Below are 23,401 nucleotides of genomic sequence, written 5' to 3'. Positions count from 1 at the left end.
CGCGGCGACGGCGGCAGCGGCGGCGGCGCGCACGCCGCGCATCGCCCCGCCGACCGCGTACGCGCTGGGCGTCCTGCACGCGGTCCAGCGCCAGGAGGTGGAGGCGGCGCGCCACACCTTCCAGCGCGTGTGGCGGGAGGCGGTACGCGTATGAGCGCCCCGGTCCGCGCGGCGGGCTGCGTCCTGTGGCGCCGCTCGCCCGCGCACGGCGTCGAGTTCTGCGTCGTACATCGCCCAAAATGGGCGGATTGGTCCCTACCGAAGGGGAAGCTCAAGCACGGCGAGACGGAGTTGGCGGCGGCCCTGCGCGAGGTCGAGGAGGAGACGGGCCGTACGTGCCGCCCCACGACCCGCCTCCCGCGCGTCCACTACCGGACCCACGACGGACGCCGCAAGACGGTCGACTACTGGCTCGCGGAGGAGACGGGCGGCGCGTTCGCGCCGAACGCGGAGATCGACGAGATCCGCTGGCTGCCGCCCGAGGCGGCGGCGAAGCTGCTCACGGAGGCCCGGGACCGGGCGCTTCTGGCGCAGGGGCTGCGGGAGTTGGCGCTGGGCGGAGGCTGAGCGGGCACCCGTACGCTCGCCGGACCGGCAACGCGCCACGCGTCCACTCACCGAGGGAGCCCCCGTGATCACCGTCCACCTCAAGTACGAGATCGACCCGGACCGCACGGAGGACTTCGCCGAGTACGGGCGGCGCTGGATCACCCTCGTGAACCGCTTCGGCGGCGTCCACCACGGCTACTTCCTGCCGAGCGAGGGGGACAGCGACATCGCGTACGCCCTCTTCACCTTCCCCGACTTCGCCGCCTACGAGCGCTACCGCACGCGGAGCGCCGAGGACCCCGAGTGCCTGGCCGCGCTGGAGCTGGCCCGGACGACGCGCTGCATCCGCCGCTACGAACGCCGCTTCCTGAGCCCCCTCGACCACCCCGAGACCCCCTGGACGCGACCGGTCGGGGCCTGAGATTCCGGAGGGCGTGCGCCGGGTGGTACCGGCACGGCAGACTGGTCGTGTACCACCCGGCGCACGCCCTCCAGGAGACTCATGCCCCCGCTGACGTACGACGAGATCAAGACGGCGCGCGACAGGATCGCCGGCCACGTGCGCCCGACTGTCGTGGCGCCCTTCGCGCCCGGGGTGTGGAACGCGCTGGAGTTCACGCAGCACACGGGGAGCTTCAAGGCGCGCGGGGCGTGGAACTTCGTCGCGGCGCACCGCGAGGCGGGCACGCTCCCGGAGGCCGGGGTGACGATCGCGTCGGGGGGGAACGCGGGACTCGCGTGCGCGTGGGCGGCGCGCGAGGCGGGCGTACCGGCAACGGTGTTCCTGCCGCAGAACGCGCCGCGGGTGAAGGTGGACAGGCTCGCGGAGTACGGGGCGCGGGTGCGGCTCGTGGGCAGGGAGTACGCGGAGGCGGCGGCGTCCTGCGCGGAGTTCGCCGCCGACTCGGGCGCGCTGCTCTCGCACGCGTACGACGACGCGCTGATCGCGGCGGGCGCGGGCACGCTGCTGGAGGAGATCCTGGAGCAGGTCCCCGGCCTGGACACGGTCGTGGTGGCGGTCGGGGGCGGCGGCCTGTTCGCGGGGGTCGCGACGGCGGCCCACCACCACGGCATCCGCGCGGTGGGCGTGGAGCCGACGCACTGCGCGGCGCTGGCGGAGGCGGTACGGGCGGGCGAAGTGGTCGACGTGCACCCGGACTCGGTGGCAGCGGACTCCCTGGGAGCGCGCCGGGCAACGGAGTTGGCACTGACGGCCGCCCAACACCCGCTGTCCACACTCCTGACCGTCCCGGACGAGGCGATCATCCGCACCCGCCGGGACCTCTGGGACCACCACCGCCTGGCAGTGGAACACGCGGCGGCAACAGCCCTGTCCGCCCTGACGACCGCCGCCTACACCCCCACCCCGGACGAACGCACCGCAGTCATCCTCTGCGGAGCCAACACCGACCCGGCCACCCTCTCGGACAACCGCTGACGCCCTTACCCCTCGGGCAGTCGCGACGGAAGATCGCACCGGGCGTCCTTATGTGCCTGCCGGGCGAAGTCGGTGGCGAGCCGAACAAGAGCGGACCTTGCCTTGTCGCCCGAGACGTCAAGGGACCGGTTGGCCTGGGCGACAACCGTCAGATAGATGCGAGGCGCTCCTTCCATCTCCTCGTAGGGCGAGCACTGCACCGCGAGGGCGGCGACAGTGGAATTGGCGACAGCGTGTTCACCCGCGGGGAAGCGAGACAGGCCGCGCTGGTCCTCCGGATCGACCGTGTTGCTGCCAATCCTGCCAAGTGGACACAGTATTGGGTTCGGCCGTCAGCAGAAAAAGCACCGTGCCGTCTCCCCGCACAGTGCAGGAATTACGGAACTCCATCCCTTCCTTCGGAGACCATCTGTCCCTGAAAGAATAAGAAGAAGCCTTCGGCAGGACAGATCCCAGCGTCTCGGCGACCTTACTCCGGCCCGGAGTGTGGGGACAGACATCGTCGGCGGTTATCTTGCCACGCGGGCTGAAACCGCCGATCGCGTAAACAACCCCAAGCGCTACCAGCACCGCGATCCCACACACCGCGGCGCCCACCACGAGCCAGCGGTTTTTCCGCGTCCCCCGCGTCACCGGAACCCCCCGCAGGCGCAGGCCGCTCGTGGGCACAACTCGCTTGAAGGGTAGGTATGTTGGTCCATCATTCGTCGCCCTTTGCCTGGATTTTTTCGATCACTCCCTGGGAATCGTCCAGTCCCTGACTCACATCCGACCCCACTGCGGTGGCGACTGCATTGTCGTGGGTAGCCGCTTTCACCGATTCCTGGACTGTCAAGACCGCAGAGGATTCAGCGTCCCCTTGTTTCAGAATGTTCTTGTACACCTGCTTGACTCTCTTGTCATCGGCGTTGCCGAATCCATTGAGAATCCCGTCGAAGGTCTGCCCGGCCGCCGTCCCCACGAGGCCGCCCGCCACCGCACCTCCGGGGCCGGTGAAGGAGGCGGTTGCGATTCCGGCGGCACTGCCCACCACCGAACCGCCCCACGTACTGGCATGACCTTTCCACGCCTCACTTCGCGCCTTGGTATCGGCGGCATCGTCATCCGCCTGGGCACGCTGTGCGCCGATGATGAGCCCCTGGAAGGCACCCGTCTCACGGGCAATCACTTTTACTGTGTTCTTAGTCCCCAATTCGTATTCTTCGGGGTGCTTGATGTGCTGCTCCATGAGCCCCGCGGCGTAGACATGTTGCGCGACATTCACTTTCCGGTCAGCCGGGAAGGGACGTCGCACTGCGCGTCCTTGTGCATCTTCCTGCCGAGATCGGCAACGAGTCGCATGAGCGCGGATCTCGCCTTGTCGTCCGACAGGCGAAGAGGCTTCCTCGCCTTCACCACCGTGGTCAGGGAAAATCGCTGACCGCCGCCCGCCTTCCCGTCTGCGGAAAAACAGGGATCGGCGATGGCCGCCGTCCTCGAACTGGCGACCGCGTGCTCCCCGGCCGGGAACGGCGAAAGGTCCCTCGTGTACAACGCATCCACATCGTTGACGGCCTGGATCTCCCACTCTTTCCAGTTATCCCCAAGAGACGTGGGCCTCACGTCCATGTCCAGGAGCGGCCCGTCGCTCCCGTCCACCAAGCAGAAGTAGTGAAACCTCGGGTTGTCCGTCGGCCCACCGGACTCGTCGAAGGAGTATTCCGACACCTTGGGCAATACCGCATGAAGGGTCTTCGCTACCTCCCCCCGGTTGGGTACCTGCTCGCACACGTCCGCAGCCGCGATCTCCCCCTGGGACGAGAAGACCCCTACCCCCCACGCCACCACGAGCCCCGTCGCGACAACCAATGCGCTCAGGGCAGATATCACCACCACCCGACTCCTGCCGCTCAGCCGCCTCATCTCGTCAGCTCCCACTCACAGCGCGCCATTTTGGGATCGCGAACCCTGACGCGCCAATACGATGTCTTTTCCGCACCCGTTGCCGACGTGATGGAGAGTGCCAGCGGCCCGCCAGATCCCTGTGACCCCGCGTCTCACCCCTCCGGCAACCGCGCCGGCACCTCGCACTCCGCGTCCTTGTGCACCTGGCGGGCGAAGTCGACGGCGAGTTCCTTGAGCACCGAGGTGGCCTTGGTGTCACTGGCTTCGAGCGGTGTCTGCGCGATGACGGTCACCACCATGCGATTCATTTCCGGCTTCTTCGTCGTCTTCTTCCGACAAGTCATCCCGATGAACGCCAGCCGCGACCCCGCCCACGCCTTGTCCCCGGCTTTGAACGGCTCAAGCCCCACCCCGTACTCCCGATGGACAACCTCACCATCGCGCGCTTCGGTCCAGCCCAGCGCCGTCCGGTGCGCGTAGAAGTTCAGCAGGTATTTCCGGTCGCTCAACTTGCCGCCGTAGACGTCACACCCGCTCGCGAAGATGTCATCCCCTTGCTTCATCAGAGGCGCGAAAGAGTAAGAGGAATTCCCGGGCAACACAGATCGAAATATCTCAGCCGCACGTTCCCGATGCGGAACATTCGAGCAAATATCCCCGGCAGCGATGTCCCCCCGCCCACCGGCGAAGACCCCTTGCCATGCCGCGATCCCCAATCCTCCGGCGACAAGCACGGCCGCGAGGGCCATGCTCAGCATAATTTTTGCTTTCGCGGTCATCTTCAAAAACCTCGCCACTCTCACACTCCATCCCGGTCAGGACTTCTCCTCCAGAGAGGCGTTCTCGAACCCACTCACCATCGTCTTCGCGTCAGCGAGCCCTTCTCCCGCCCTCGTACCCGCCCTCGACGCGGCTCCCGGCTCATGTGTCGCAGCTTTAGCAGCCTCCTGCACAGTCGTGAGGACGGAGAAGTGCACTTTTGAATCATTGGAAAAATCCTCGTATACTTGCTCCTTCTCCTTTCCGTCTTTCCCGAACCCATCAACAATCCCGTTGAAAACTTCGTCTGCGGCGGTGCCTGCGAGGTCTCCCGCGACAGCACTCCCCGGACCGGTGAACCGAGAGGTCACGAGGCCGGTCGCAGTGCCTACGAGAGTCCCACCCCACGTGCTCACCCCCTCCTTCCAGCCGTCGCTTCTGGCCTGCTCCTCGGCATGCCCGTGCGCGATCTCGGCATTCTTCCCGCCGATGATGATTCCTTGGAAGTAACCGGAGTCATAGGCCAGTTGATCGATGGTTTGCTCGCGGTTTCTTGGATAATGCCCCAGATCTGCCCCGTCGTTAAACGCCTGCATAAGCTGTGCTGAGTAGGCATGCTCGCCTACGTTCAGTCTGTCGAACCCTTCCTTGTTTTTCCCCACCGTGTACAGGAAGAGGGCGGCATCGGGTTCATCCTGCTTGAGCGGAGCCCGCACGCCCGTCACGGCATAGAGTTCCTTGGCGAACTGCCGGTCGCTACTAATCGCCCCTTTGAGATCCGGCATGTACTCAGCCGACATGTTCGCCATGCTGTCCGACAGGAAACCGCGTTTCAGCAGTCGGTCTCGGTCGTACGCGACCGAGTGCACGATGTCCCGGAACAACTCCGCCTGCGCCTTCGAGTGCTTCAAGTCCTCCGCCGTCGCCGGCTCCCCCGGCCGGTGTCCCGTCGTCGCCGCCTCCAGCGCGTGCCCCAGGGAGTTCAGGCCCGTGACACTCTCCTTGCCAGGAGCGCTGTCGTCGGGCCATTTTCTGGTCTCGAAGAGGTACGTGAAATTGGACTGCTTCTTGCCCTTGGCGTCCTTGCCCTCTGCCGCGAAGAATTTCGTGGCCGCGTCGGGGCTGTTGGCAAGCGCCTTCATGAAGCCCGTCATAGGGTCATTGCCCAGGTCGTTGCCGACGTGGTTGGAGATGCCGCCGTCCATTGCGTCGCCGTGGTAGCCGACTCCCCGGCTGAACTGGTTCTCTCGGTCCTTCGTCACGAGCGCCTTGCCGTAGTCCGTCAGGAAGGCGTCGTCGAAATCCCCGTACCGCATGAGGTTGCTCATGACGACGAAGCCGTCCGGACCGGAGCCGGCCGCCGTGTCACCCTCGCGTATCCGCTTGCCGCCCAGCGCGATCATGTCCCTCTTCCACGCCTTCATGGCAAGCGTGTCGGAGTTCGTGGCGGCGGCGAGGGTGAGGCTCAGATTCCGTTGGAAATCCCCCAACTGCTCCTGCCTCGCAGCGATCCCGCCGCCCCCGCCGCGAGTGGGCGTCCCCGCATTGGACATCGCGTCCCAGAACAGCAACGTCCCCTTCGCCCCCAGCGCCGCCGCGAACGTCTCCGCGAAGGGGTATTCGTCGCGGTTGTCCGCCAGCAGGGTGTTCAGTTCGTCGAATTCGGTTGCGCTGAGGTCCTTCGGGTCCTTCTTCGCGAGGGCGGCGGCGCGTTTGGCCGCTTTCTTCGCTTCTTTCACGGCTGCCGGGTTCACCAGCGCCTCGTTGATCCGCACCATGCCCTCGTGTCCCGCGAAGCCGGGGGCGCCTTCCGCGAGGGAGAGGTGGTATCTGCGTTTCAGCATGGGGAGTTCGTCGCTCGCCCAGGAGGCGCTGTGCGCGATTCCCTGGAGTTCGGTCTGCCCGATTCCGTAGCTCGCGAGCTGGTTCTTGAAGTACAGCGCACGGTCACGAAGGGTCTCGTGACCGTGCTCGACCGAAGCGATGACCTTCTTGAATCTGTCCGGGTCGATCCCGGAGAAATTCCCCGAGGTGGCGTCCGGGTCCATGCGCTTTCCCCCTCCCTCTCAGCGCCTCTTCAGAGCATTCGCCGGTTGCGGCTCATGGCGGCCGCTTCTTCCGGAGTCACCTGTGCGGGCATCGAGTTGATGCGGCACCGTACGTCTTCGAGTACGGCGTCGATGCGTTCCCGCACCTTCGTGCGGTGCCCCGCCACCTCGCCGTGCCACCGCTCGGCCGTATCACCCACCCAGGCCAGCGCGGCGGTCGCGCTCCCCTTGTCGACCTCTTTCTCGGCCAGCTCGAAGGCCAGGACAAAATCCGTCCGCTCGTTCACCAGCGCCTGGCGCAGACCCTCAAGCCGTGCGCGATCTGGATTGTCGACCTTCGGCTTCGCTTCCTCGGCGGCCATCGTTCCCCCGGACTCCGACGTTCCTGGCACGCACCGAAACTAGTCCGGTACACCGCGTGCCCACCAGGGGCGGGGGCCCGGGGGCTCACACAACTCCCGTGAAACCGCCAGGAATCACGTCCGCAGCGCCTCCGCCACCGCCCGCGCGAATCCCTCCGGGTTGTCGAGCATGATGTTGTGCCCGCACTCCGGTACGGCCCCCACCCGCACGCCCGCCGCGCGCAGCGCCTCCGCCCCGGGGACCGGGCCGTCCGCCTCGGGGTGGAGGTACGTACGGGGGACGGCGAGCCGCTCCAGTACGCCCCGTACCTCCGTACGCGCCAGCGCCACCGCGCTCCGGTGGAGCGCCACCCGCCCCGCGAGCCGCATCGTGGCCCACCAGTGCGCCCCCGCCCGGTCCCGGACCCCGCGCCACGCCCCGCCGAGGTACTCCTCCTCGGTGAGCGCGGCGAGCCCGCTGCTTCCCGGGGTGTCCGTCTCAGGTCGTACGGGATCGAGGTTGGCGTCGACGAGGACGAGCCGCCCGACGAGGTGCGGGTGCCGCGCTGCGAGCAGTACCGCGATGGTCCCGCCCATGCTGTGCCCGATGACGTCGGCGCCCCGTACGCCCGCCGCCTCCATCGCGCGGGCGAGGAAGTCGGCGTGCTCCTCCATCGTGTAGGCGAGGGACTCGGGGCGGTCGCTGAGCCCGTGGCCCAGCAGGTCCACGAGGAGGGAGCGGTGGCCGGCGAGCGCGGGGTGCAGGGCGGCCTCGGTGAAGTACGGGCCCGAAGCGGCCCCGAGCCCGTGCACGTACACCCGTACCGGCACCTCGCCCCCCGGCACCTCGGCCCCCGGCACCTCGCCCCCCGACGCCCCCGCCCCCTCGTCCCCCGGTATCTCCACCCACCGGATGCGATCCCCGGCAGCGGTCACCTCAACAGCGCGCACGACAGAACTCCCCCACGACGGATGACGACGACAACACCTCGTCTAAGCTATACCTCGCTATCGAGGTATACGGCCACCCCCGGCCGAGAGGAGACGGACCCCGTGCTCGAACTGGCGATCCTGGGCTTCCTGTACGAACAGGACCTGCACGGCTACGACTTGAGGCGCCGCGTCACCCACCTCACCGGCCACGTCCGCCCCATCTCGGACGGCACGCTCTACCCCGCGATCAAGCGCCTGGAGCGGGCCGGCCTCCTCACCCGCCGCACCGAACCCGGCACCCGGGCCGCCCCGCGCCACGTCCTGACCCTCACCGAAGCGGGCCGCGCCGAACTCCGCCGCCGCCTCGCCGCGACCGAGGGCACGGCGCTGACCGACGAGAACCACTGGTTCACAGTCCTCGCCTTCCTCCGCCACCTCCCGGGACCCGCGGACCAGGCGACCGTCCTCCGCCGCCGCCTCGCCTTCCTCACCGAGCCGAGCAGCTTCTTCCACGAGCCGGGAACCGACGGCGAACCCGGACTCCCCCTGCGCGCCGAGGACTTCCCCGACCCCTTCCGCCGGGGTCTCCTCCACATCGCCCGCGCGACGAGCCAGGCCGAACTGAGCTGGCTGCACAGCACACTTGCGGAGCTCGACGGAGCCACCGCGTGACGAGCCCGAGCACCGGCCCGAGCACCGGCCAGCCCACCGGCCCGCGCACCGACCCGTAAATCAACTGGCCCCGCCCTTCCCTTCCCCTTACGGTGCTCCGGTGCCTGCGATCCGTGAAATCCAAGTGACCGTCGACTGTGCCGACCCCGTTCGGCTCGCCGCCTTCTGGTGCGAGGTCCTCGGCTACGTCCTTCCCGAGGCCCCTGAGGGATACGGGAGCTGGGCGGAGTACGGCCGCGCCGTCCCGCGCGAGGAGCAGCCGGGCTACTTCGCGTGTTCCGACCCGACGGGTGCGGGGCCGCGCCTGCTCTTTCAGCGGGTGCCCGAGGGCAAGGTGGTCAAGAACCGCGTCCACATTGACGTGCGGGCGGGCAAGGGCCTCGTCGGGGACGAACGTCTCGCGACGCTCCAGGCGGAACAGGCCCGGCTGGAAGCCCTCGGCGCCGTCCACCTGTACACCCAACTCGCCGACGACGAGAACGAGTCGTGCGTCACGATGCAGGACATCGAGGGCAACGAGTTCTGCCTTGACTGAGCCCCGGAGCCCGGCCGCTCACCACCTGTCGGCGACGGCACCCCGCTCGGCCTGACAGTCCCGGCATCGCCCGGGCCCGTCCCGCAAGGCCCGCTCGCAGACGTCGCAACTGTGCCACCACTGGGAGGGCCGCACCTCGGGCAGGTTCGGCGGCTCGACGGGCGCGGAAGCGGCCCGGAAGGTGGTCGGCAGCTTCGCGGGCCGCGCGGGGAGGTCGTGGACGAGCCGGTGCGCGAGGAAGGCGGCGGGCCGGTGGATGTGCTGCGGCAGTTGCGCGAGCAGCGCGGCGCGCAACGCGTCCCGGTCCACGTCCCGCTCCAGCCACGCGGCGGCGAGCGGCGTGAGCCGCGCCAGGTCCCTCTCGGGGAGGACGAGCCGGGGGTCCTCCCGGTGGAGGGTGGAGAGGACGTAGGCGGCGACGGTGTGCGTACGGGGCGGCGGGGCCGGAGCGGGAGCGGCGGGCGCGGTGTCGCGTACGGGGGCGGGGGCGGGCGCGGCCTCCGGCGCGGCGTGCGCCTCCTCGCGTACGGGCGCCTCCTCCCGTACGGACGGACGGACCTCCTCCCGCGCGGCCCCGCGGGGCTCCTCCCGTACGGACGCCCCCGCCTCCTCCCGTACGGACACGCCGGGCTCCGTCGCGACGGGCTCGACCCACACCGCCTCCGGCGCGTCGTCCCGCACCGGCACGGTGTGGATGAAGGTGCGCGTGACGATTTTGCCGGTGGGGAGCCGGGAGGTCTCGCGGCGCAGGAACCCGACCGCTTCGAGCCGCCGGAGGGCGCCGGAGATGGCGTGCTCGCCGTGGCGCGGGTCGCGTTCCGTCAACGCCTTGATCGAGACCTTCGTCCCTTCGGGGACGGAAAGCATGTACGTGGCGATGCCGATCGCGAGGTAGTCCAGGTTCTCGTGCTGGGCCAACGCGTTGGAGACGACGCAGAACTCGCGATGGAGGCGGGTCCGGACGTGCGTGACGCCCCGCAGGGCAGGCCGACGGGAGATAAGCTTCGAGGCATCCATAGGGAAGGTTCTTTCTTCCTTGTGGTCATCCACGGGGAAGGTCTTCAGGCTTCCTTCGTGGTCGGCCCCCGCCTCGGGATCGTGACTCCCGACGGGGGCCATTTACATGGCCGTTGGCCGGAGCATATGCCCGCCAAACCCCAGTTCCCCCCGATATCCCGATCTATCACCCAACAGAGTGAAGCCCTCGCGCTCCCGCGCGCACGCCCACTCGCGCGCACGCGTACGCGAGTCCCGCACCCACAAGACGGCGGGCCGGCAGGCAGGTTGGTTCTTTCTGCCAGTCCTTTAAAAGAAGGCACGAGCCGGTCGAGGTCCCGACTTTTCCGACCCGTACGGGCGTGCCGGGTCCCGACTTTCACGGCAGGCCCCACCTGCGAAAACACGGAAGAGCCCGGCCGTGTACACCCCGCAGGGACCACGGCTCGCCGCCGCGTTCCGGCTCGCCGAAGCTCGTGCAGCCGAGGGGGATGGCGGAAACGTCCAGCCCGGTCTTCCCGCGCTCGATGTGTCGCCTGGTCCCGAAGCCAGGAGCCGGAGCGCGCTCCCACGCAGGCGCTGAGGCGGGTCCCTCCGGGCGGCGACCGCAACGGCCCCTGAGACCGGCCCCCGGCCACCCGCCGAGTCGTTCTCTCTTCAGAAGGTACGGTCCCAAGCCACGCCCACCGCAACTCCGCCCCGCCTCCGGCCCGATCCAGCCGGTCGGTGGGGCGCTGGGGCCGAATACAAAGCGAGGCGAGTGGACCGCGCCCACGCGGGCCGCTGGCTCAGAGCACGTCGGCGGCGAGAGCGGCGCAGAAGTCGGCCCAGGGGGCGGCGGGGTAGCGGAGGTGCGAGAGGGCGGGGGCCTTGGAATCGCGGATGGCGATGGCGCAGGGGAGGCGGGCGGCTTCGACGCACTGTTCACCGCCGCTGCTGTACGAGGACGCGAACCAGGTGAGGCGCGAGTTGGTCATGTCGTTCCCCTCGGCGTGAACTAGACGCCTGCGCAGTGTCGTTGGCGCCACCCCGTATCGCCATGACAGCACCCGCATGGGCAATCGGCACCGGTGTCCCGCATACGTGGGGCGGGAGTGGGGGAATGACATGACGGTGGGCCCTCCTCGCTTGATCCGAGGAGGGCCCACCGTCATGTGGTGCGGTGATCAGAGGGCGCCGGAGACGACCCCTTCGCAGAACGCCGTCCACTGCGAGGTGCCGTAACTGAGAGGGGCGCGGGAGATGTCCTTCGAGTCGCGGATGGCGAGTCCACCAGACACGTAAGCAGCTTCCACACAGTTGTTCGCTGCGTTGCTGTACGAGGACTTGAACCAATCGGCGCCAGAGAGGCTGGTGGTCGGAAGAGGTGCTGTCACGTGTCCATTCCGTTCATGATGCTTCTGATCTTCAAGCGTGAGTCGTCCACGGACAGAGCGGCGGCGACTACACGGGCGAAGGCGTCCTCGAACACCTTCACGTCTTCGGTTCCCTCGACGAAGTGACTTCCTTGCAGGTTCTCCAGGTTGACCACCGTCGGCCAAGGGGCTGGGAAATGGACGACCTCCATCACGCCGACCAGGCCGGGACTGGCTGTCCCCTTGAGATCCAGTACCTGAATGGTGACATTCGGCAGATCCGTCATGTCGAGCAGGTGTCGTAGCTGCTCACGCATCATGTGGGGCTGCTCGACCGAGGTCATGTGCAGCGCCGCTTCGTGAATCACGGCCCACAGCTTCAAGGGCGCCTGACCGCCCGAGCGCGTGGTCAGTATGGCTTGGCGCGCCCTGCGCAGCTCCGCCAACGCGTGTACCTCGTCCTGCGCCAGAGTGAGCCCCGTGGCAGCGATGATCTCTCGGGCGTAGCCGCCGGTCTGCAACAGCCCGGGAATCAGTCCAGGTGCAGTGACCTGCTCCAGCTCGGCGTCAGCCTCCAGATCGAGGAAGTCCCGGTACGAGTCGGTGACCACGTCCCCGTACGGCCGCCACCACCCTCGCTTACCCGCGTCCTTGGCCAGGTTCGTCAGCGCTGTCACGACCTGCGGGTCCTCCGCGCCGAAGAGCTTGAGCAGCGACTCGACCTCCTGGGGAGTCACCCTCCCCTTCGCGTTCTCGACGCGCGAGTACTTGCTCTCGGCCCAGCCCATCGCCTCGGCCGCCGCGCGGCTCTCCAGGCCGGCAGCGGTGCGACGCCTTCGCAGCTCATTGCCCAGTCGCCTGCGGCGCAGGGTGGGGACGGCCCTCTGGTTCGGCATGTGGTGCTGACACCTCCGGTGGGTGAGCGGGCACAGGTGAAGTCTGCCAGCTACGGGGTGTGTTGACGAACCGATAGGTGGCTCCGCACCCCCGCTGGTGCTGAATGTACCGCGCCGGGTGCCGCAATCGAGCAACCGAATATTCCATCGATTTTGAATTTAGGTGACTCACTTGCCGGTTACGGGTGCGGCACGACACACTCTTCTTGCGGATTCCGTGACGGGGCGAGCGCGCTCAGTGAGGGAAGTCCGTGTGTCTCGGCCTTCTCACCTGCAAGTCGAGGTCCTCACATGCACCTGAACCCCACCCCCAGCACTCCGGCCGCCGGAGGCGGGCCCCCCGCCCGCCCACGCCCCTTCGTCCCGCTACCTCACCCGAACGGCGTACGGCTGACCGCCGAGGAGCGGAACGGCGTGAACGAGTACGACGACCTCGCCCCCTGCGCGGACCGCGCCCCCGGCGCCTTCGCCTCCGGCGTCGGCGTGCCTGCTTACAACGAAGTGCTGCCCCGTATCGGCGAGTCGGCGGCTCCGGCGCGGCGGCTGGTCCGCCTGGCGCTCGCCGTGTGGGGGCTCGACGCGCTCGCGGACTCCGCCACGCTCGTCGTGTCGGAGCTCGTCGCGAACGCGGTCACGCACGCGCGGGGCGAGGCGATCCGGGTCGTGGTGGCGCGACTTGACGGGAGAGGTGTGGAGATCGCGGTCTCGGACTCGTCGCGGGCGCGCCCCGTGCTGCGCCGGGCGGGACTCGAAGCCCTCGACGGGCGGGGGCTGTTGCTCGTCGAGACGTACGCGACGCGGTGGGGAACGGAGCCGAAACCGTGGGGGAAACGGGTGTGGGCGGAGGTACGGGGATGAGCACGACGTCCACTGAAGAGTGCGCCCGCTGCGCCGAGTTGCGGCGTGCCGAACGCGCCGCCGAGGCGGCGGGAGACCACTCCCGCGCCGCCGACTGCCGCGTCCTCATCAAGCGGCACCCGCACGGGGGAGAGCGCGTCGCGCAGTAACTCGGACGCCTCACGCGGAGGAGGTCCGGCCCCAGCCCTCCCCCGTCGCACCAAGCGGTGAAACCCGTCGAAGCCGCCTACGGGGCCAGGAAACCGGTCACGGGCAGGGCCTTGTCCACGCGGGCCGCCGCCAGGTCCTCGTGGCGGATCACGAAACTCGTGGAGTACTCCTCGTAGAACCGGCCCTGCCTCATGAGCGCTGTCCATTCGCTCGTCAGCCGGTGCCGCTCACGCTCCAGCAGGGAAGGCCACTGCGCGATCGGGATGGCGGGGATCTCGCCCGCCTTCTCGCGTCCCGCGAGGGTCTGTTGCGCGATGCCGCTGATCACCTCGTCGTCGGCATACCCGCCGAGGACGAGGAAGGCGTCGCCCGGCCAGAGGTCACGGGCGAGGGTGCGGAGTTCGTGCGCGTGCGGCAGGTCGCGCTCCATGTACTGGAACAACTCCTGCTGGAAGGACGACATGTCCTCGTACTCGAGATCCTCCCAGTACTCGTGCCAGTCCTCGTCCTCGCTCTCCTGGAGCCAGAGGGGCAGCTCTGCTCTCAGTTCGGCGCGGACGTCCTGATGGTCGTGCACCCATACGGAGTGGGGCGGTGGCGCGGGCGCTGTCCCGGTCCCGTCCGGGACGTACACGACGCGCGCGTATCTTCCGGTGGTGTCCTCGTGGTCCCGCTCCTGGTCCACGAAGAAGAGCAGCGTGCCATCGTCCGGTATGGCGGAGCCGTCGATTCCCGGCAATGCCCCGCAGTCGACGGAGAGGAGCAACGGCAAGGGGATGTCCCCGGCGGACGGCCACTCCATGCCCACCGGCAGCCGGGGCAGCCCGCCGAGCCGCCCGACCGCAGGCCCCTCGCCCGCCGGCGTCAAGCCGATGGCTACCCGAAGGTGCCGGCCGAAGCTGCTGATCTCCTCGTCCGGGATGCCCAGTTCAAGGGCTGCCCGGCGAAACTCGCGCTGGTGATCCATGGCGGAGACGATAGGGCCGCCGGCACTCGCCCGCCGAAGCCGTCCAGGGTCGTCCGCCCTCGGTGAACCCGCCCCCGGCCGGGCCGCGCGGCTCGTAGCGTGCCCGTATGACAGAGATCCGCACGCGCGCCGTCACGTACGCCGCAGACGGGCTGGACATGACCGGGTACCTCGCGCTTCCGGGCGGTTCGGGGCCGGGGCCCGCCGTCTTGATCGGGCCCGAGGGGCCGGGGGTCAGCGACGTCGAGCGGGGCCGGGCGGAGGCGCTGGCCGAACTCGGTTACGTGGCGCTGGCGTTCGACCTGCACGGGGGGCGGTACTTCCGGGAGCCCGAGGACATGAACGCGCGCTGCCTGCCGCTGCTCGCCGACGCGGGGCGGCTGCGCGGCATCGGGCGGGCGGCGCTCGACGTCCTGACCGCGGAGCCCCGTACGGACGCCGGACGGATCGGTGCGATCGGGTACGGGACCGGTGGGGCCGTCGCGCTCGAACTCGGGCGTGACGGGGCGCCGTTGAAAGCCATCGGCACGATCAACGCGCTGATGACGGGCGGCGTCGCCGAGTCGGCCCGCATCCGCTGTCCGGTCTGGGCCGGGGTGGGCTCCGAGGACCCGATCATGACGCCCGCCCGGCGCGAAGCCTTCACCACCGAACTCCAACAGGCCGCCGTCGACTGGCGCCTCACCGTCTACGGCGGCGCCCACCACGCCTTCCCCTACCCACCGGTCGACCACCCCACGGTCCCGGGCGTGGCCTTCCACCCGGCCCACGCGGCCCGCGCGTGGCGGGACGTGGTGGCCCTGCTCGGGGAGTGCGTGCCGGTGGACAACTGAACGGTCTCAGCGGCCCGCCCCGCCTCGTTGGGCCTTCACCAGCGCGTGCACGAGCGTCGGCACGGAACTCGACGGATTCGGCGGGACGTGGGCGTACACGATCGGCTCGCACGTGGCAGCGCGGGTCAGGGCGGTGGCGTAGGCCGCGTACGGAAAGTCCGCGGGGATGTTCTTGTCCACGAAGCCTCGCTTGCCCAAGAGCTTCTTGAGTTCGGCGCCGTCGATCCACCCTGTCCTGTGCTCGAAGTGCCACAGAAGCCAGATCTCGAAGCACGGCGCGCTGATCGCCACGTCGATGCCGAGGTCCCGCGCCTCCTTGCACGCACGCGGCAACGTCTCGTGCCGGTCCACGTCCACCACGCACCACACCTCGTCGAACGGGTCCCCGCCGTTCCGCTCCGCCCTTCGCCGGCGCTCCGCCTCCCTCACCACTGCGGCGGGGTCCCTGCCGATCCCGACCGGCTTGACCTTGACCACCTGGACCGCCTTGGCGTTGAGGAGCGCCGCGAAGTTCTCGAAGTACTGCGGTTCGGTCCTCGTTCCCTCGGTGACGATGAGGAACTTCCGGTTCTCCTGGCGGCGAGCCCGTGGTTTGGAAATCCGCCGGCCCCCTCGGATCTCCCGCCGGCTCACGAGGCGGGCTCCGCGAGGGCGGCATGCAGTTCTTCCCAGGCGAGCGCCGGGACGGCGCCGTAGCGGCCACCGAGGTAGCGGCGCTCGATGTTCTGGTCCTTCTTCACCGGGAAATCGGTGAGGGGGTAGAGGTCCGTGACTCCGTTCCCGCCCTTCTCCGCGAACCAGACCTCCTCGGTGTCCAGGCTCTCGCCCGCGAGGTGCCCCATGAGCGAGGTGTCGTGCGAGGTGAAGATCAACTGAGCACCACGCGGATTGATCTCGGGGGACTTGAAGAAGGAGATGAGGGCGGAGGCGAGGCGGGGGTGGAGGCTGGCGTCGAGCTCGTCCACGAGCAGCGTTCCGCCGTGCCGGATCTCGCGCAGTGCGGGCAGTGCGAGGGCGAGCCAGGCGACGGTGCCGCTGCTCTCGTCGGCCAGCTCCAGCCTGCGGGGGGTGGTGTCCTCGCCCGCGCCGTGCCAGAAGGTGATGCGCTTGTCCCGCTGGCCGAGGACTCCCGCGAGGGCGCGCTTGTCGAAGCTGTCGTCCCCGGTCGCAAGAGGCGCCAGTGCGTCCCGCGATTCCCACGTGGGCTCGCGCTCCTCCAGACTCACCCTCGCGATCCCCAGGTCGGCGAACCGCAGAAGGCTCTGTGCCTGCCGGACGTACCCCTCCTCTTCCAGCCACTTCCTCACAAGGAGCATGCGCCGGGTCTGGTTGCCCTCGGAGAAGTCCGCGAACACGACGTGCCGGCTGATGCGGTGGTAAAAGGGCTTCAGGTAGGGGTGGTTGGCCATCGACGCGACCGAGAGGAAGAGGTTCTTCCCGCTCATGAGCCGCGAGATGCGCACGTTCTCCCCCTTCAGGTGCCGGCTGAAGGAGATGTCCTCCGGGTCCGGTCCCGTCCGCTCGAACAGCATCCGGCGGCGGCCCTCGGGAAAATTGCTCAGCCACTCCGAGACGATGCCCTCCGCCCGAAGCTCGAAGCCGTAGACGTGGCGGACGCCCCCGACCGTGAAGTCGAACTCGTAGGCCGAGGTCGCCGAGGCCGAGCCGCCGTCGAGCAGGAAGGGCCTGTGGGGGATGGCCCGGCGGTCGCTCCACGACGCGGAGTCCCTGATGACCGAGACAGCGAACGCCATCGCGTCCAGCACCGTCGTCTTCCCCGACGCATTCGCCCCGAACAGCCCCGCCACCCGGTTCGTGACCGCCCCCCAGTCGCCGTCCTTCGGACGCACCGCGTCGAAGCCGGACCGGGTCAGCACGAGTTCCGTCGTGTCCCGCAGGGCCTTGTGGTTCGTCGCACGGAATCTCAGCAGCACCTGTGCACGCTCCCAGGCTGTCGTTTCACCCTGTCTCAGGACGGTAATCGTCCCACAAGCTTGTCAAAGCGTATGTGAGAGTCCTTCGGTGCCGGGAACAGACTCCGCAGCACGAGGGCCCCGCACCCCCGCCGAAGCGTGAGGGTACGGGGCCCGTACGGCCGGCAGGGGCTCTGCGTCGTTACTTCACCACCGTGATCCGGTCCGCCTTCGGCGGGGACAAGGGGGTGGCCGCCGACGAGTTGGCCGTCAGGTAGTCGTTGAACGCCTTCAGGTCGTCGCTGCCGACCAGGGGGGTCGTGCCCTTGCCCAGGGACGTGAAGCCGTCGCCTCCGCCGGCGAGGAAGCTGTTCATCGCCACGCGGTAGGAGGCCGCCGGGTCGATCGGGTCGCCGTTCAGGCGGATCGAGGACGTGTCGACGCGGGACGCGCCCGACTTCGTCAGGTCCAGCGTGTACGTCAGCCCGTCCGAGACCTGGAGGATCTTCGGGGACGCCTCGTTCGGGCCGCTGACCTGTTCCTGGAGCGCGCTCACGACCTGCGCGCCGGTCAGCGTCACCAGGTTCACCGTGTTGCTGAACGGCTGCACCGTGAACGCCTCGCCGTACGTCACGACGCCGTCCCCCTCCGCCCCGCTCGCCGCGTGCACGAGGTCCGCGCGGATGCCGCCCGGGTTCATGAGCGCGAGCGACGTGCTCGGGTCGAGGGTCTTCGCGTGGGCCAGCTGGGCGTCGGCGATCAGGTCGCCGAGCGGCTGTTCCGGGCCCGTACCGCGCGGGACGTCCGCCGAGATCCAGCCCACCGCCTGGTTCGCGACCGGGGCCGCCAGGGTGTTCCAGCGGCTGATGAGGGCCGTCATGTCGGCGGCCTTCGGCTGCGTGCGGCTCACCACGTGGTTCGCGGAGTCCACCTTCGTACGGACGATGTCCTGCGTGCGGCGGTCGTACGTGAGGGTGGTGTCCGTGTAGAGGCGGCCGAAGGACGAGGCCGAGGTGACCAGGCGCGGGTTCCCGGCCGGGTCGGGGATCGTGCACACGTACGCGTTGTGCGTGTGGCCCGTCACCAGCGCGTCCACCTTGGGCGTGATGCCCTTCGCGATGTCGACGATCGGGCCCGAGATCCCGCCGCCCGCCGCGGGCGAGTCGCAGTCGTAGTTGTACGCGCCGTTCGCGGGCAGCCCGCCCTCGTGGATGAGCGCCACGATCGACTTCACGCCCTGCTTGTCGAGCTCCTTCGCGTACTTGTTGATCGTCTCGACCTCGTCGTGGAACTTCAGCCCCTTGACGCCCTCCGCCGTGACGATGTCCGGCGTGCCCTCCAGCGTGACGCCGATGAAGCCGACCTTCACGCCGTCCTTCTTCCACACCCAGTACGGCTTCAGGAGCGGCTTCCCGGTCTTCTCCTTCGTCACGTTCGCCGTGAGGTAGGGGAAGTCGGCGCCCTGGAACTTCTTGCCCTTCTCGTAGCAGCCGTCGTCCGGGTGGCACCCGCCGTTCTGCATCCGGGACAGCTCGGTGGCGCCCTCGTCGAACTCGTGGTTCCCGACGCTCGTGACGTCGAGATCGAGCTTGTTCATCGCCTCGATCGTCGGCTCGTCGTGGAAGAGGCCGGAGAGCAGGGGGCTCGCGCCGATGAGGTCCCCGGCCGCCGCCGTCACGGAGTACGGGTGGCCCTTGCGGGCGGTGCGGAGCGAGGAGGCGAGGTACTCGACGCCACCCGCCGCGACCGTCTTCGTCGTGCCGTCCGGCTGGAGTTCGGAGACGGAGCCGGAGGAGCCGGCGGGGGTTTCGAGGTTGCCGTGGAAGTCGTTGAAGGAGAGCAACTGGACGTCGACGGTACGGGGGTTGGGGGCGTGGTGGCCGTGGTGGCCGTGGCCCGGCCTGCCGTGCGAGGTGTGACCGTGGCCGTGCGCCGCCGCCGGGCTCGCCGCCGTCAGCGCGGCGACGGTGGCCAGACCGGCGGCAACCGTCAGCAGACGGCGGCCTCTTCGGGGCGGGCGGGGCGGTGTGGCGGGCATAGGGGTCCCCTCGTGCGCTCGGGAGTTCGCGGAGATTCGCTGTGCGGAGCCTGTACGGACACGGTGCCCGTACGGGCGGCAGGATACGGTCAACGCGCGTAGCGTGGCGAGGGATTGGGTGACGGGGAGCTGTACGGCTCAGAAACCGTCGGGACACCACGGACGGCGGGCCGTGCGCAGCACCCGCTCCGCGCGGGCGGCGGCGCCTTCCGCGCGCTCTTCGAGCAGCCCCGCCTCCGCCAGTGCGAGCGGCGAGCCGTCGCCGAGCCAGAGCCGGGCCAAAGCCGCGACGTCGAGCGTGAGTTCGGGCTCCTGCTCGGTCCGCTCGGCCCGCCCCGTACCGTCCGCGTCCGCCGTCAGCCGGTACGTGCCGCCCGCCGGGCCGCTCGCGTCCGTGACGCCGAGGACGAGGCTGCCGGGAGCCTCGTACGTACGGGCCCCGAAGGCGGCGGGGACGTCGAGGAGGCGGACCCACAACCCGTCGTGCTCGCGGGCCTGTTCGGCCGCGCGGGGGTCCGGGAGGAGCAGCGGGAGCAGGTCGTCGGGAGCGCGCTCGCCGGTCTCTACGCGCGCGACGTGGTCGATCGTGCACAGGTACGTCCACAGCGCGCGCTCGGCGGCCGGGCTCGTGGCGATCAGGTCGTCCACCGTGGCGGTCCGGGTCGCGTGGGCGGCCACGTACGTGAGCAGCCCCTCCGTCGTGCCGTCGGCGCCCCGGTAGCGCACGTGCAGCGGCTCGTTCCAGCCGGGCGCGCGGTAGCCGGTCCCGGTGAGCTTGTGCCACCAGCGCGTGTCGCGGTCGACGGCGCCCGCGCGCGTGGGCAGGAACCGGGCGTGCAGCTGGGGGCCTTCGGCGAGGACGGCCGCCGCGTCCACGACGTCGATCCGGCCGCCGCCGAGCGGGAGCGGGGCGTGCCGGTCGATGCCGGTGCGCGCGAGGTCGATGGTCCGCTCGACGGAGTGGCTCGCGGGGGCGAAGCCGAACCGGCCGTAGATGCCGTACTCGGAGGCGCGCAGCGTGGCGACGGCATCCCCGCGCGCCTGCGCGGCGGCGAGGTCGGCGGCCATCATGCGGCGCAGGATGCCGCGCCTGCGGTGGGTCGCGGCGACCGAGACGGCGCTGATCGCGTTCGCCCGCACCGCCCTGCCACCGACCGCGGTGACCTGCTGCGAGAAGGACCGGAAGGTGCCGACGCACGCGCCGTCGTCGAAGGCACCGCTGCGCCGCCACTCGGCGGGAGCGGCGGCGAGGTCGGCGAGTTCGTCGGCCGACGCGGTGGGGGTTTCGAGGAAGGCGGTACGCACCACCTTGGCCCAGGCGGCGAGTTCACCGGGCCCGGTCAGGGGACGTATGTCGAGAGGCATGAGGGCAGGCTAGGCGGGGGTGCGGGTGGGACGCACGCCGGTTTACGGGCGCGCCCCACCCCACGCCGGACGCGTCAGGCGAGGCCGTTGAGCAGCCACCACTCGCCGTCGCCGCGCACGCCGCCCGCCAGCTTGCCGTTGCCGAGGCCCTTGTACGTGACGAGCCAGCCCGGATTGCCGTCGAAGCCGTCGAGCACGTACTTCTCGTTGGTCACCGTGACGAGGTCGGGGCGGCCGTCGCCGGAGATGTCGCCGATTCCCACGATGTCCTCGCGCGCGTTCCAGCCGCCGGTGCCGATCAGGACGCGGGAGCCGAGGGCGGAGGCGCGGCCCGGGTAGAGCCACAGCTTGCCCGTGGCCTTCTCGCGCGCGTACAGGTCGGGTCGCCCGTCGCCGTTCGCGTCGCCCACGCCGACCAGCTTGTTCATGGCGTTCCAGCCGCCGTTGCCGATGAGCTTGCGCGTGCCGAGGCCGCCCTTCGACGTGCCCGGGTACAGGTAGAGCTTGCCCGTCGAGGTCTGCACCGCGACGAGGTCGGCGCGCTTGTCCCCGGTGAGGTCGCCCACGGCGGTGATCGTGTTCATGCCGTTCCAGCCACCGTTCCCGATGAGCTTGCGGGTGCCGAGGCCCCCGTCGCCCTTGCCGGGGTAGAGCCACAGCTTGCCCGTGGACTTCTCGCGCGCCACGAGGTCCTCGCGCCCGTCGCCGCTGAAGTCGCCGTGCCGGGTCAGGGCGCTCATGCCGTTCCAGCCGCCGTTCCCGACGAGCCGCCCGCTGCCGTCGCCCGGCGAGAACCACAGGCGCCCGGCCTTGTCGCGGGTGAGGAGGTCGGCCCTGCGGTCGCCGTTGAGATCGCCGAAGCCGAGTGCCTTGGACGATTTCTCGCTGAACCAGGTGGGGTAGGCGGTCCCGGCGCACTCGCGCTCGGTGGCGACGAGCTTCACGGAGTTGACCGTGTGGCTCGTGCCCCCGTGCCACTCCCCCGAGGTCCCGGGGTCGTCCGGGAAGTAACCCTTCGCGATCTCGTAGTTCTTGGCGCTGTACTCGCAGGCGATCAGTTTGGTGCGGTTGCTGAACGAGTGGAGCTTGTTGGCCCAACTGCTCCCGAAGTCCTTGGCGCTGGTCTTCGTCTTGTACGGCGTGCCGGTGGCGTTCTTGCTCTTCCAGCCGCACCAGTACCCGGCCGGGCAGTTGGTCCCGCCCGCCGCGGCGGCGGGCGCGGCCGTCGCGGTGACCAGGCCCGTACCGGCGAGCGCGAGACCCGCGAGCGTCGCGAGTCCCCTGATGAAACGCTGTCGCATATGGCTTCCCCTCCCTGCGCGGACCGGCGACGACGCCGCCGGTCCCCGGGGCACTTTACGGGCAGCCGCGCACGGGATCTTCACCGGTCGCCCACAACTGGAACCGGGGGAAGGGCAGGTGGCCTCAGAACGTCGCCCGTACCTCCCCGACCACCACGGACCCGCCCGTCAGCGGGACTTCGCCGATGCGGTCCACCACCGGGTCGTCCACGTCGAGGAGTTCGAGGGCACGGGCGAGGACGGCGCGCAGGGCGCGGCCGCCGCCGTCGTCGATCTTGAAGGCGAGCGCGGAGCCGTCGGGGAACGCGACCGCCTGGACGGCCTCCGCGCCCATCTTGGAGAGGACGCCGGGGACGGCCCGCATGAGCCACGTGTCCGGGCGGCGGGTGCCCGCCACGTACTCCGGGTGCGCGCGCATCGCGGCGGCGACGCGGCCCTCGGCGCTCGACGGGTCGGCGAGGACGAAGGAGCGGAAGGCGCGCGCGAGGCCGGTGAGGCTGAGCGCCATGAGCGGGGCGCCGCAGCCGTCGATGCCGAGCGCGGAGATCTCCTCGCCCGCCGCCTCCTCGACGCAGTCGCGGACGAGGAGCTGGAGCGGGTGCCCCGGGTCGAGGTACGAGCCGGTCGGCCAGCCGTTCGCCCGGCAGGCGGCGAGCATCGCGGTGTGCTTGCCGGAGCAGTTCATGGTGATACGGGCCCTGACCTCGCCCGCCGCGAGGTACGCCTCGGCCTCCTCGGCGTCGAGCGGGAGATCGGGCGGGCACTGGAGCTGCGCCGGGTCAAGTCCGTGCTCGTCGAGCATCGTCCGAACGAGCGAACGGTGAAAGGGCTCTCCGGAGTGACTCGCCGCCGCGAGGGCGAGCCGGGGGCCCTCCAGATCGAGACCGGCACGCAGCACGGCCGCCGCCTGCATCGGCTTGTTCGCCGAGCGCGGGTAGACCGGCGCGGCCGGATCGCCCAGGGCGGTACGGACCGAGCCGTCCGGGGCGAGCAGGACGAGGCTGCCGCGGTGCCTGCTCTCGGGGAAGCCGGACCGTACGACCTCGGCGAGTACGGGGGCGACGACAGAGTGCGACGGGGTGGTGCTCATGGGGGGTGCTACGGCCTTCCGGGCGGGCGGCCCGCCCCCTCGGACCCCGGCCGCCCGCCCGGGGAGGGCGGCACGGCCGGGGACGGCGGGATCACCGCCTCGTCACAGGAGCAGGTCGTCTACTTGCGCTTCTCCCTCACGGTACCTGCGGGCGATCTCCGCGCTGCACCCGTCAGCGGTGCGCTGGAGGGCGAGACGGCGGCGCGAGACGTCCGCCTCGTACGCGAGCAGGCGGGCCCGCCCGCGCGACAACTCCTCGTCGGTACGGGCCGCGAGGTCCGAGAGGGCGACCTCCTGGAGCATCGTCCCGGCGAGCCGGTCGGCCTCCTCGCCGTCCGGCGTCACGACGCCGAGATGCCGGGCCGAGGACCGGTGCCGGGGCGGCCCGTCCCGCAGGATGCCCGCGAGGCGCGCCACGACGTCGGCGTCCCCGGGGCCCGCGACGGCGGGGGGCGCGGGGCGCGGGACGGGGGGCGCTTG

The 23,401-nt window shown here is 70.0% G+C and carries 25 protein-coding genes and 2 pseudogenes; 9 read left to right on the top strand and 18 right to left on the bottom strand.

The features are described 5' to 3' along the window. From G3I42_RS37940 to G3I42_RS28430, 4 genes and pseudogenes are all read left to right on the top strand, one after another. A pseudogene (locus tag G3I42_RS37940) lies at positions 1 to 154 on the top strand (metal-binding protein); the annotation flags it as partial. Continuing rightward, a complete protein-coding gene (locus tag G3I42_RS28440; protein ID WP_164290620.1) occupies positions 151 to 567 on the top strand; it encodes an NUDIX hydrolase in 417 nt (138 codons plus the stop codon). The pseudogene G3I42_RS37940 and the gene G3I42_RS28440, both read left to right, overlap by 4 nt. Positions 568 to 631: 64 nt before the next feature. Next, entirely contained in the window at positions 632 to 970 is a 339-nt protein-coding gene (locus G3I42_RS28435; protein WP_164290619.1) for an NIPSNAP family protein, read from the top strand. 81 nt (positions 971 to 1,051) lie between these two features. Next, entirely contained in the window at positions 1,052 to 1,987 is a 936-nt protein-coding gene (locus G3I42_RS28430) for a serine/threonine dehydratase (RefSeq protein WP_164290618.1), read from the top strand. A gap of 700 nt (positions 1,988 to 2,687) precedes the next feature. Here G3I42_RS28430 and G3I42_RS28420 read toward each other — a convergent pair. From G3I42_RS28420 to G3I42_RS28395, 6 genes are all read right to left on the bottom strand, one after another. Beyond that, on the bottom strand, positions 2,688 to 3,215 hold the full coding sequence (locus G3I42_RS28420; protein ID WP_239096732.1) for a hypothetical protein: 528 nt from the start codon (positions 3,213 to 3,215) through the stop codon (positions 2,688 to 2,690). Between the two features lie 32 nt (positions 3,216 to 3,247). Beyond that, positions 3,248 to 3,904: a hypothetical protein gene (locus G3I42_RS28415; RefSeq protein ID WP_164290617.1), complete on the bottom strand. Its 657-nt coding sequence runs from the start codon at positions 3,902 to 3,904 to the stop codon at positions 3,248 to 3,250. A 119-nt stretch (positions 3,905 to 4,023) separates the two neighbouring features. After that, entirely contained in the window at positions 4,024 to 4,650 is a 627-nt protein-coding gene (locus G3I42_RS28410) for a hypothetical protein (protein ID WP_239096731.1), read from the bottom strand. A gap of 36 nt (positions 4,651 to 4,686) precedes the next feature. Further along, entirely contained in the window at positions 4,687 to 6,678 is a 1,992-nt protein-coding gene (locus G3I42_RS28405; RefSeq protein WP_164290616.1) for a DUF6571 family protein, read from the bottom strand. 29 nt (positions 6,679 to 6,707) lie between these two features. Then, positions 6,708 to 7,040: a hypothetical protein gene (locus tag G3I42_RS28400; RefSeq protein ID WP_164290615.1), complete on the bottom strand. Its 333-nt coding sequence runs from the start codon at positions 7,038 to 7,040 to the stop codon at positions 6,708 to 6,710. A 114-nt stretch (positions 7,041 to 7,154) separates the two neighbouring features. Continuing rightward, entirely contained in the window at positions 7,155 to 7,970 is an 816-nt protein-coding gene (locus G3I42_RS28395; RefSeq protein WP_164290614.1) for an alpha/beta hydrolase, read from the bottom strand. Between the two features lie 102 nt (positions 7,971 to 8,072). On the opposite strand from G3I42_RS28395, the gene G3I42_RS28390 reads away from it, so the two are divergent. Together G3I42_RS28390 and G3I42_RS28385 are read left to right on the top strand one after the other, a co-directional pair. Continuing rightward, positions 8,073 to 8,624 carry a PadR family transcriptional regulator gene (locus tag G3I42_RS28390; RefSeq protein ID WP_164290613.1) on the top strand — a complete coding sequence of 184 codons (552 nt, stop codon included), beginning with the start codon at positions 8,073 to 8,075 and terminating at the stop codon, positions 8,622 to 8,624. Positions 8,625 to 8,724: 100 nt separating this feature from the next. After that, positions 8,725 to 9,159 carry a VOC family protein gene (locus tag G3I42_RS28385; RefSeq protein ID WP_164290612.1) on the top strand — a complete coding sequence of 145 codons (435 nt, stop codon included), beginning with the start codon at positions 8,725 to 8,727 and terminating at the stop codon, positions 9,157 to 9,159. Positions 9,160 to 9,177: 18 nt separating this feature from the next. Here the strand turns inward: G3I42_RS28385 and G3I42_RS28380 are convergent, their stop codons facing one another. The 4 genes from G3I42_RS28380 to G3I42_RS28365 form a co-directional block, all read right to left on the bottom strand. Beyond that, positions 9,178 to 10,176, bottom strand: coding sequence for a hypothetical protein (locus tag G3I42_RS28380; protein ID WP_239096730.1), 999 nt, complete (start codon positions 10,174 to 10,176; stop codon positions 9,178 to 9,180). 767 nt (positions 10,177 to 10,943) lie between these two features. Beyond that, complete coding sequence (locus G3I42_RS28375; RefSeq protein ID WP_164290611.1) at positions 10,944 to 11,132, bottom strand: DUF397 domain-containing protein; 189 nt, start codon at positions 11,130 to 11,132, stop codon at positions 10,944 to 10,946. A gap of 189 nt (positions 11,133 to 11,321) precedes the next feature. Next, entirely contained in the window at positions 11,322 to 11,531 is a 210-nt protein-coding gene (locus G3I42_RS28370) for a DUF397 domain-containing protein (RefSeq protein ID WP_164290610.1), read from the bottom strand. Further along, positions 11,528 to 12,406: a helix-turn-helix transcriptional regulator gene (locus G3I42_RS28365; RefSeq protein ID WP_164290609.1), complete on the bottom strand. Its 879-nt coding sequence runs from the start codon at positions 12,404 to 12,406 to the stop codon at positions 11,528 to 11,530. Before G3I42_RS28365 ends, G3I42_RS28370 begins: the two co-directional genes overlap by 4 nt. Positions 12,407 to 12,820: 414 nt before the next feature. Here G3I42_RS28365 and G3I42_RS28360 point away from each other — a divergent pair, with 414 nt between their 5' ends. Continuing rightward, positions 12,821 to 13,264: an ATP-binding protein gene (locus G3I42_RS28360; protein ID WP_164290608.1), complete on the top strand. Its 444-nt coding sequence runs from the start codon at positions 12,821 to 12,823 to the stop codon at positions 13,262 to 13,264. Next, on the top strand, positions 13,261 to 13,413 hold the full coding sequence (locus G3I42_RS37155; protein ID WP_203607471.1) for a hypothetical protein: 153 nt from the start codon (positions 13,261 to 13,263) through the stop codon (positions 13,411 to 13,413). The genes G3I42_RS28360 and G3I42_RS37155 overlap by 4 nt, the downstream gene beginning before the upstream one ends. A 77-nt stretch (positions 13,414 to 13,490) precedes the next feature. Here the strand turns inward: G3I42_RS37155 and G3I42_RS28355 are convergent, their stop codons facing one another. After that, on the bottom strand, positions 13,491 to 14,381 hold the full coding sequence (locus G3I42_RS28355) for a DUF1963 domain-containing protein (RefSeq protein WP_164290607.1): 891 nt from the start codon (positions 14,379 to 14,381) through the stop codon (positions 13,491 to 13,493). Between the two features lie 107 nt (positions 14,382 to 14,488). Here G3I42_RS28355 and G3I42_RS28350 point away from each other — a divergent pair, with 107 nt between their 5' ends. Beyond that, on the top strand, positions 14,489 to 15,214 hold the full coding sequence (locus G3I42_RS28350; protein ID WP_164290606.1) for a dienelactone hydrolase family protein: 726 nt from the start codon (positions 14,489 to 14,491) through the stop codon (positions 15,212 to 15,214). A gap of 6 nt (positions 15,215 to 15,220) precedes the next feature. Here G3I42_RS28350 and G3I42_RS28345 read toward each other — a convergent pair whose 3' ends face one another. The 7 genes and pseudogenes from G3I42_RS28345 to G3I42_RS28315 all read right to left on the bottom strand — a co-directional run. Beyond that, positions 15,221 to 15,847 (bottom strand): RloB family protein, encoded by a 627-nt coding sequence (locus G3I42_RS28345; RefSeq protein WP_164290605.1) that lies wholly within the window; start codon positions 15,845 to 15,847, stop codon positions 15,221 to 15,223. Continuing rightward, positions 15,844 to 17,148, bottom strand: coding sequence for an ATP-binding protein (locus G3I42_RS28340; RefSeq protein ID WP_164290604.1), 1,305 nt, complete (start codon positions 17,146 to 17,148; stop codon positions 15,844 to 15,846). The genes G3I42_RS28345 and G3I42_RS28340 overlap by 4 nt, the downstream gene beginning before the upstream one ends. A 181-nt stretch (positions 17,149 to 17,329) precedes the next feature. Further along, positions 17,330 to 19,165, bottom strand: coding sequence for a bifunctional metallophosphatase/5'-nucleotidase (locus G3I42_RS28335; RefSeq protein ID WP_164290603.1), 1,836 nt, complete (start codon positions 19,163 to 19,165; stop codon positions 17,330 to 17,332). Positions 19,166 to 19,303: 138 nt separating this feature from the next. Continuing rightward, positions 19,304 to 20,530 carry a GNAT family N-acetyltransferase gene (locus tag G3I42_RS28330; RefSeq protein ID WP_164290602.1) on the bottom strand — a complete coding sequence of 409 codons (1,227 nt, stop codon included), beginning with the start codon at positions 20,528 to 20,530 and terminating at the stop codon, positions 19,304 to 19,306. A 74-nt stretch (positions 20,531 to 20,604) separates the two neighbouring features. Further along, a complete protein-coding gene (locus G3I42_RS28325; protein WP_164290601.1) occupies positions 20,605 to 21,831 on the bottom strand; it encodes an FG-GAP-like repeat-containing protein in 1,227 nt (408 codons plus the stop codon). 124 nt (positions 21,832 to 21,955) lie between these two features. Continuing rightward, positions 21,956 to 22,921: an asparaginase gene (locus G3I42_RS28320; RefSeq protein WP_164290600.1), complete on the bottom strand. Its 966-nt coding sequence runs from the start codon at positions 22,919 to 22,921 to the stop codon at positions 21,956 to 21,958. A 102-nt stretch (positions 22,922 to 23,023) separates the two neighbouring features. After that, a pseudogene (locus G3I42_RS28315) lies at positions 23,024 to 23,401 on the bottom strand (ABC transporter substrate-binding protein); the annotation flags it as partial.

It is taken from the genome of Streptomyces sp. SID11385 (genome assembly GCF_010548245.1).
GTDB lineage: Bacteria > Actinomycetota > Actinomycetes > Streptomycetales > Streptomycetaceae > Streptomyces.
This window is presented reverse-complemented; position numbering and strand designations above follow the sequence as displayed.

Excerpts from the sequence above, each read along its gene's own strand:
- G3I42_RS28430 (WP_164290618.1), top strand. The coding sequence starts at position 1,052 with ATGCCCCCGCTGACGTACGACGAGATCAAGACGGCGCGCGACAGGATC.
- G3I42_RS28330 (WP_164290602.1), bottom strand. The coding sequence starts at position 20,530 with ATGCCTCTCGACATACGTCCCCTGACCGGGCCCGGTGAACTCGCCGCC.
- G3I42_RS28440 (WP_164290620.1), top strand. The coding sequence starts at position 151 with ATGAGCGCCCCGGTCCGCGCGGCGGGCTGCGTCCTGTGGCGCCGCTCG.
- G3I42_RS28325 (WP_164290601.1), bottom strand. The coding sequence starts at position 21,831 with ATGCGACAGCGTTTCATCAGGGGACTCGCGACGCTCGCGGGTCTCGCG.
- G3I42_RS28350 (WP_164290606.1), top strand. The coding sequence starts at position 14,489 with ATGACAGAGATCCGCACGCGCGCCGTCACGTACGCCGCAGACGGGCTG.
- G3I42_RS28320 (WP_164290600.1), bottom strand. The coding sequence starts at position 22,921 with ATGAGCACCACCCCGTCGCACTCTGTCGTCGCCCCCGTACTCGCCGAG.
- G3I42_RS28365 (WP_164290609.1), bottom strand. The coding sequence starts at position 12,406 with ATGCCGAACCAGAGGGCCGTCCCCACCCTGCGCCGCAGGCGACTGGGC.
- G3I42_RS28420 (WP_239096732.1), bottom strand. The coding sequence starts at position 3,215 with ATGGAGCAGCACATCAAGCACCCCGAAGAATACGAATTGGGGACTAAG.
- G3I42_RS28375 (WP_164290611.1), bottom strand. The coding sequence starts at position 11,132 with ATGACCAACTCGCGCCTCACCTGGTTCGCGTCCTCGTACAGCAGCGGC.
- G3I42_RS28405 (WP_164290616.1), bottom strand. The coding sequence starts at position 6,678 with ATGGACCCGGACGCCACCTCGGGGAATTTCTCCGGGATCGACCCGGAC.
- G3I42_RS37155 (WP_203607471.1), top strand. The coding sequence starts at position 13,261 with ATGAGCACGACGTCCACTGAAGAGTGCGCCCGCTGCGCCGAGTTGCGG.
- G3I42_RS28335 (WP_164290603.1), bottom strand. The coding sequence starts at position 19,165 with ATGCCCGCCACACCGCCCCGCCCGCCCCGAAGAGGCCGCCGTCTGCTG.
- G3I42_RS28400 (WP_164290615.1), bottom strand. The coding sequence starts at position 7,040 with ATGGCCGCCGAGGAAGCGAAGCCGAAGGTCGACAATCCAGATCGCGCA.
- G3I42_RS28410 (WP_239096731.1), bottom strand. The coding sequence starts at position 4,650 with ATGACCGCGAAAGCAAAAATTATGCTGAGCATGGCCCTCGCGGCCGTG.
- G3I42_RS28380 (WP_239096730.1), bottom strand. The coding sequence starts at position 10,176 with ATGGATGCCTCGAAGCTTATCTCCCGTCGGCCTGCCCTGCGGGGCGTC.
- G3I42_RS28355 (WP_164290607.1), bottom strand. The coding sequence starts at position 14,381 with ATGGATCACCAGCGCGAGTTTCGCCGGGCAGCCCTTGAACTGGGCATC.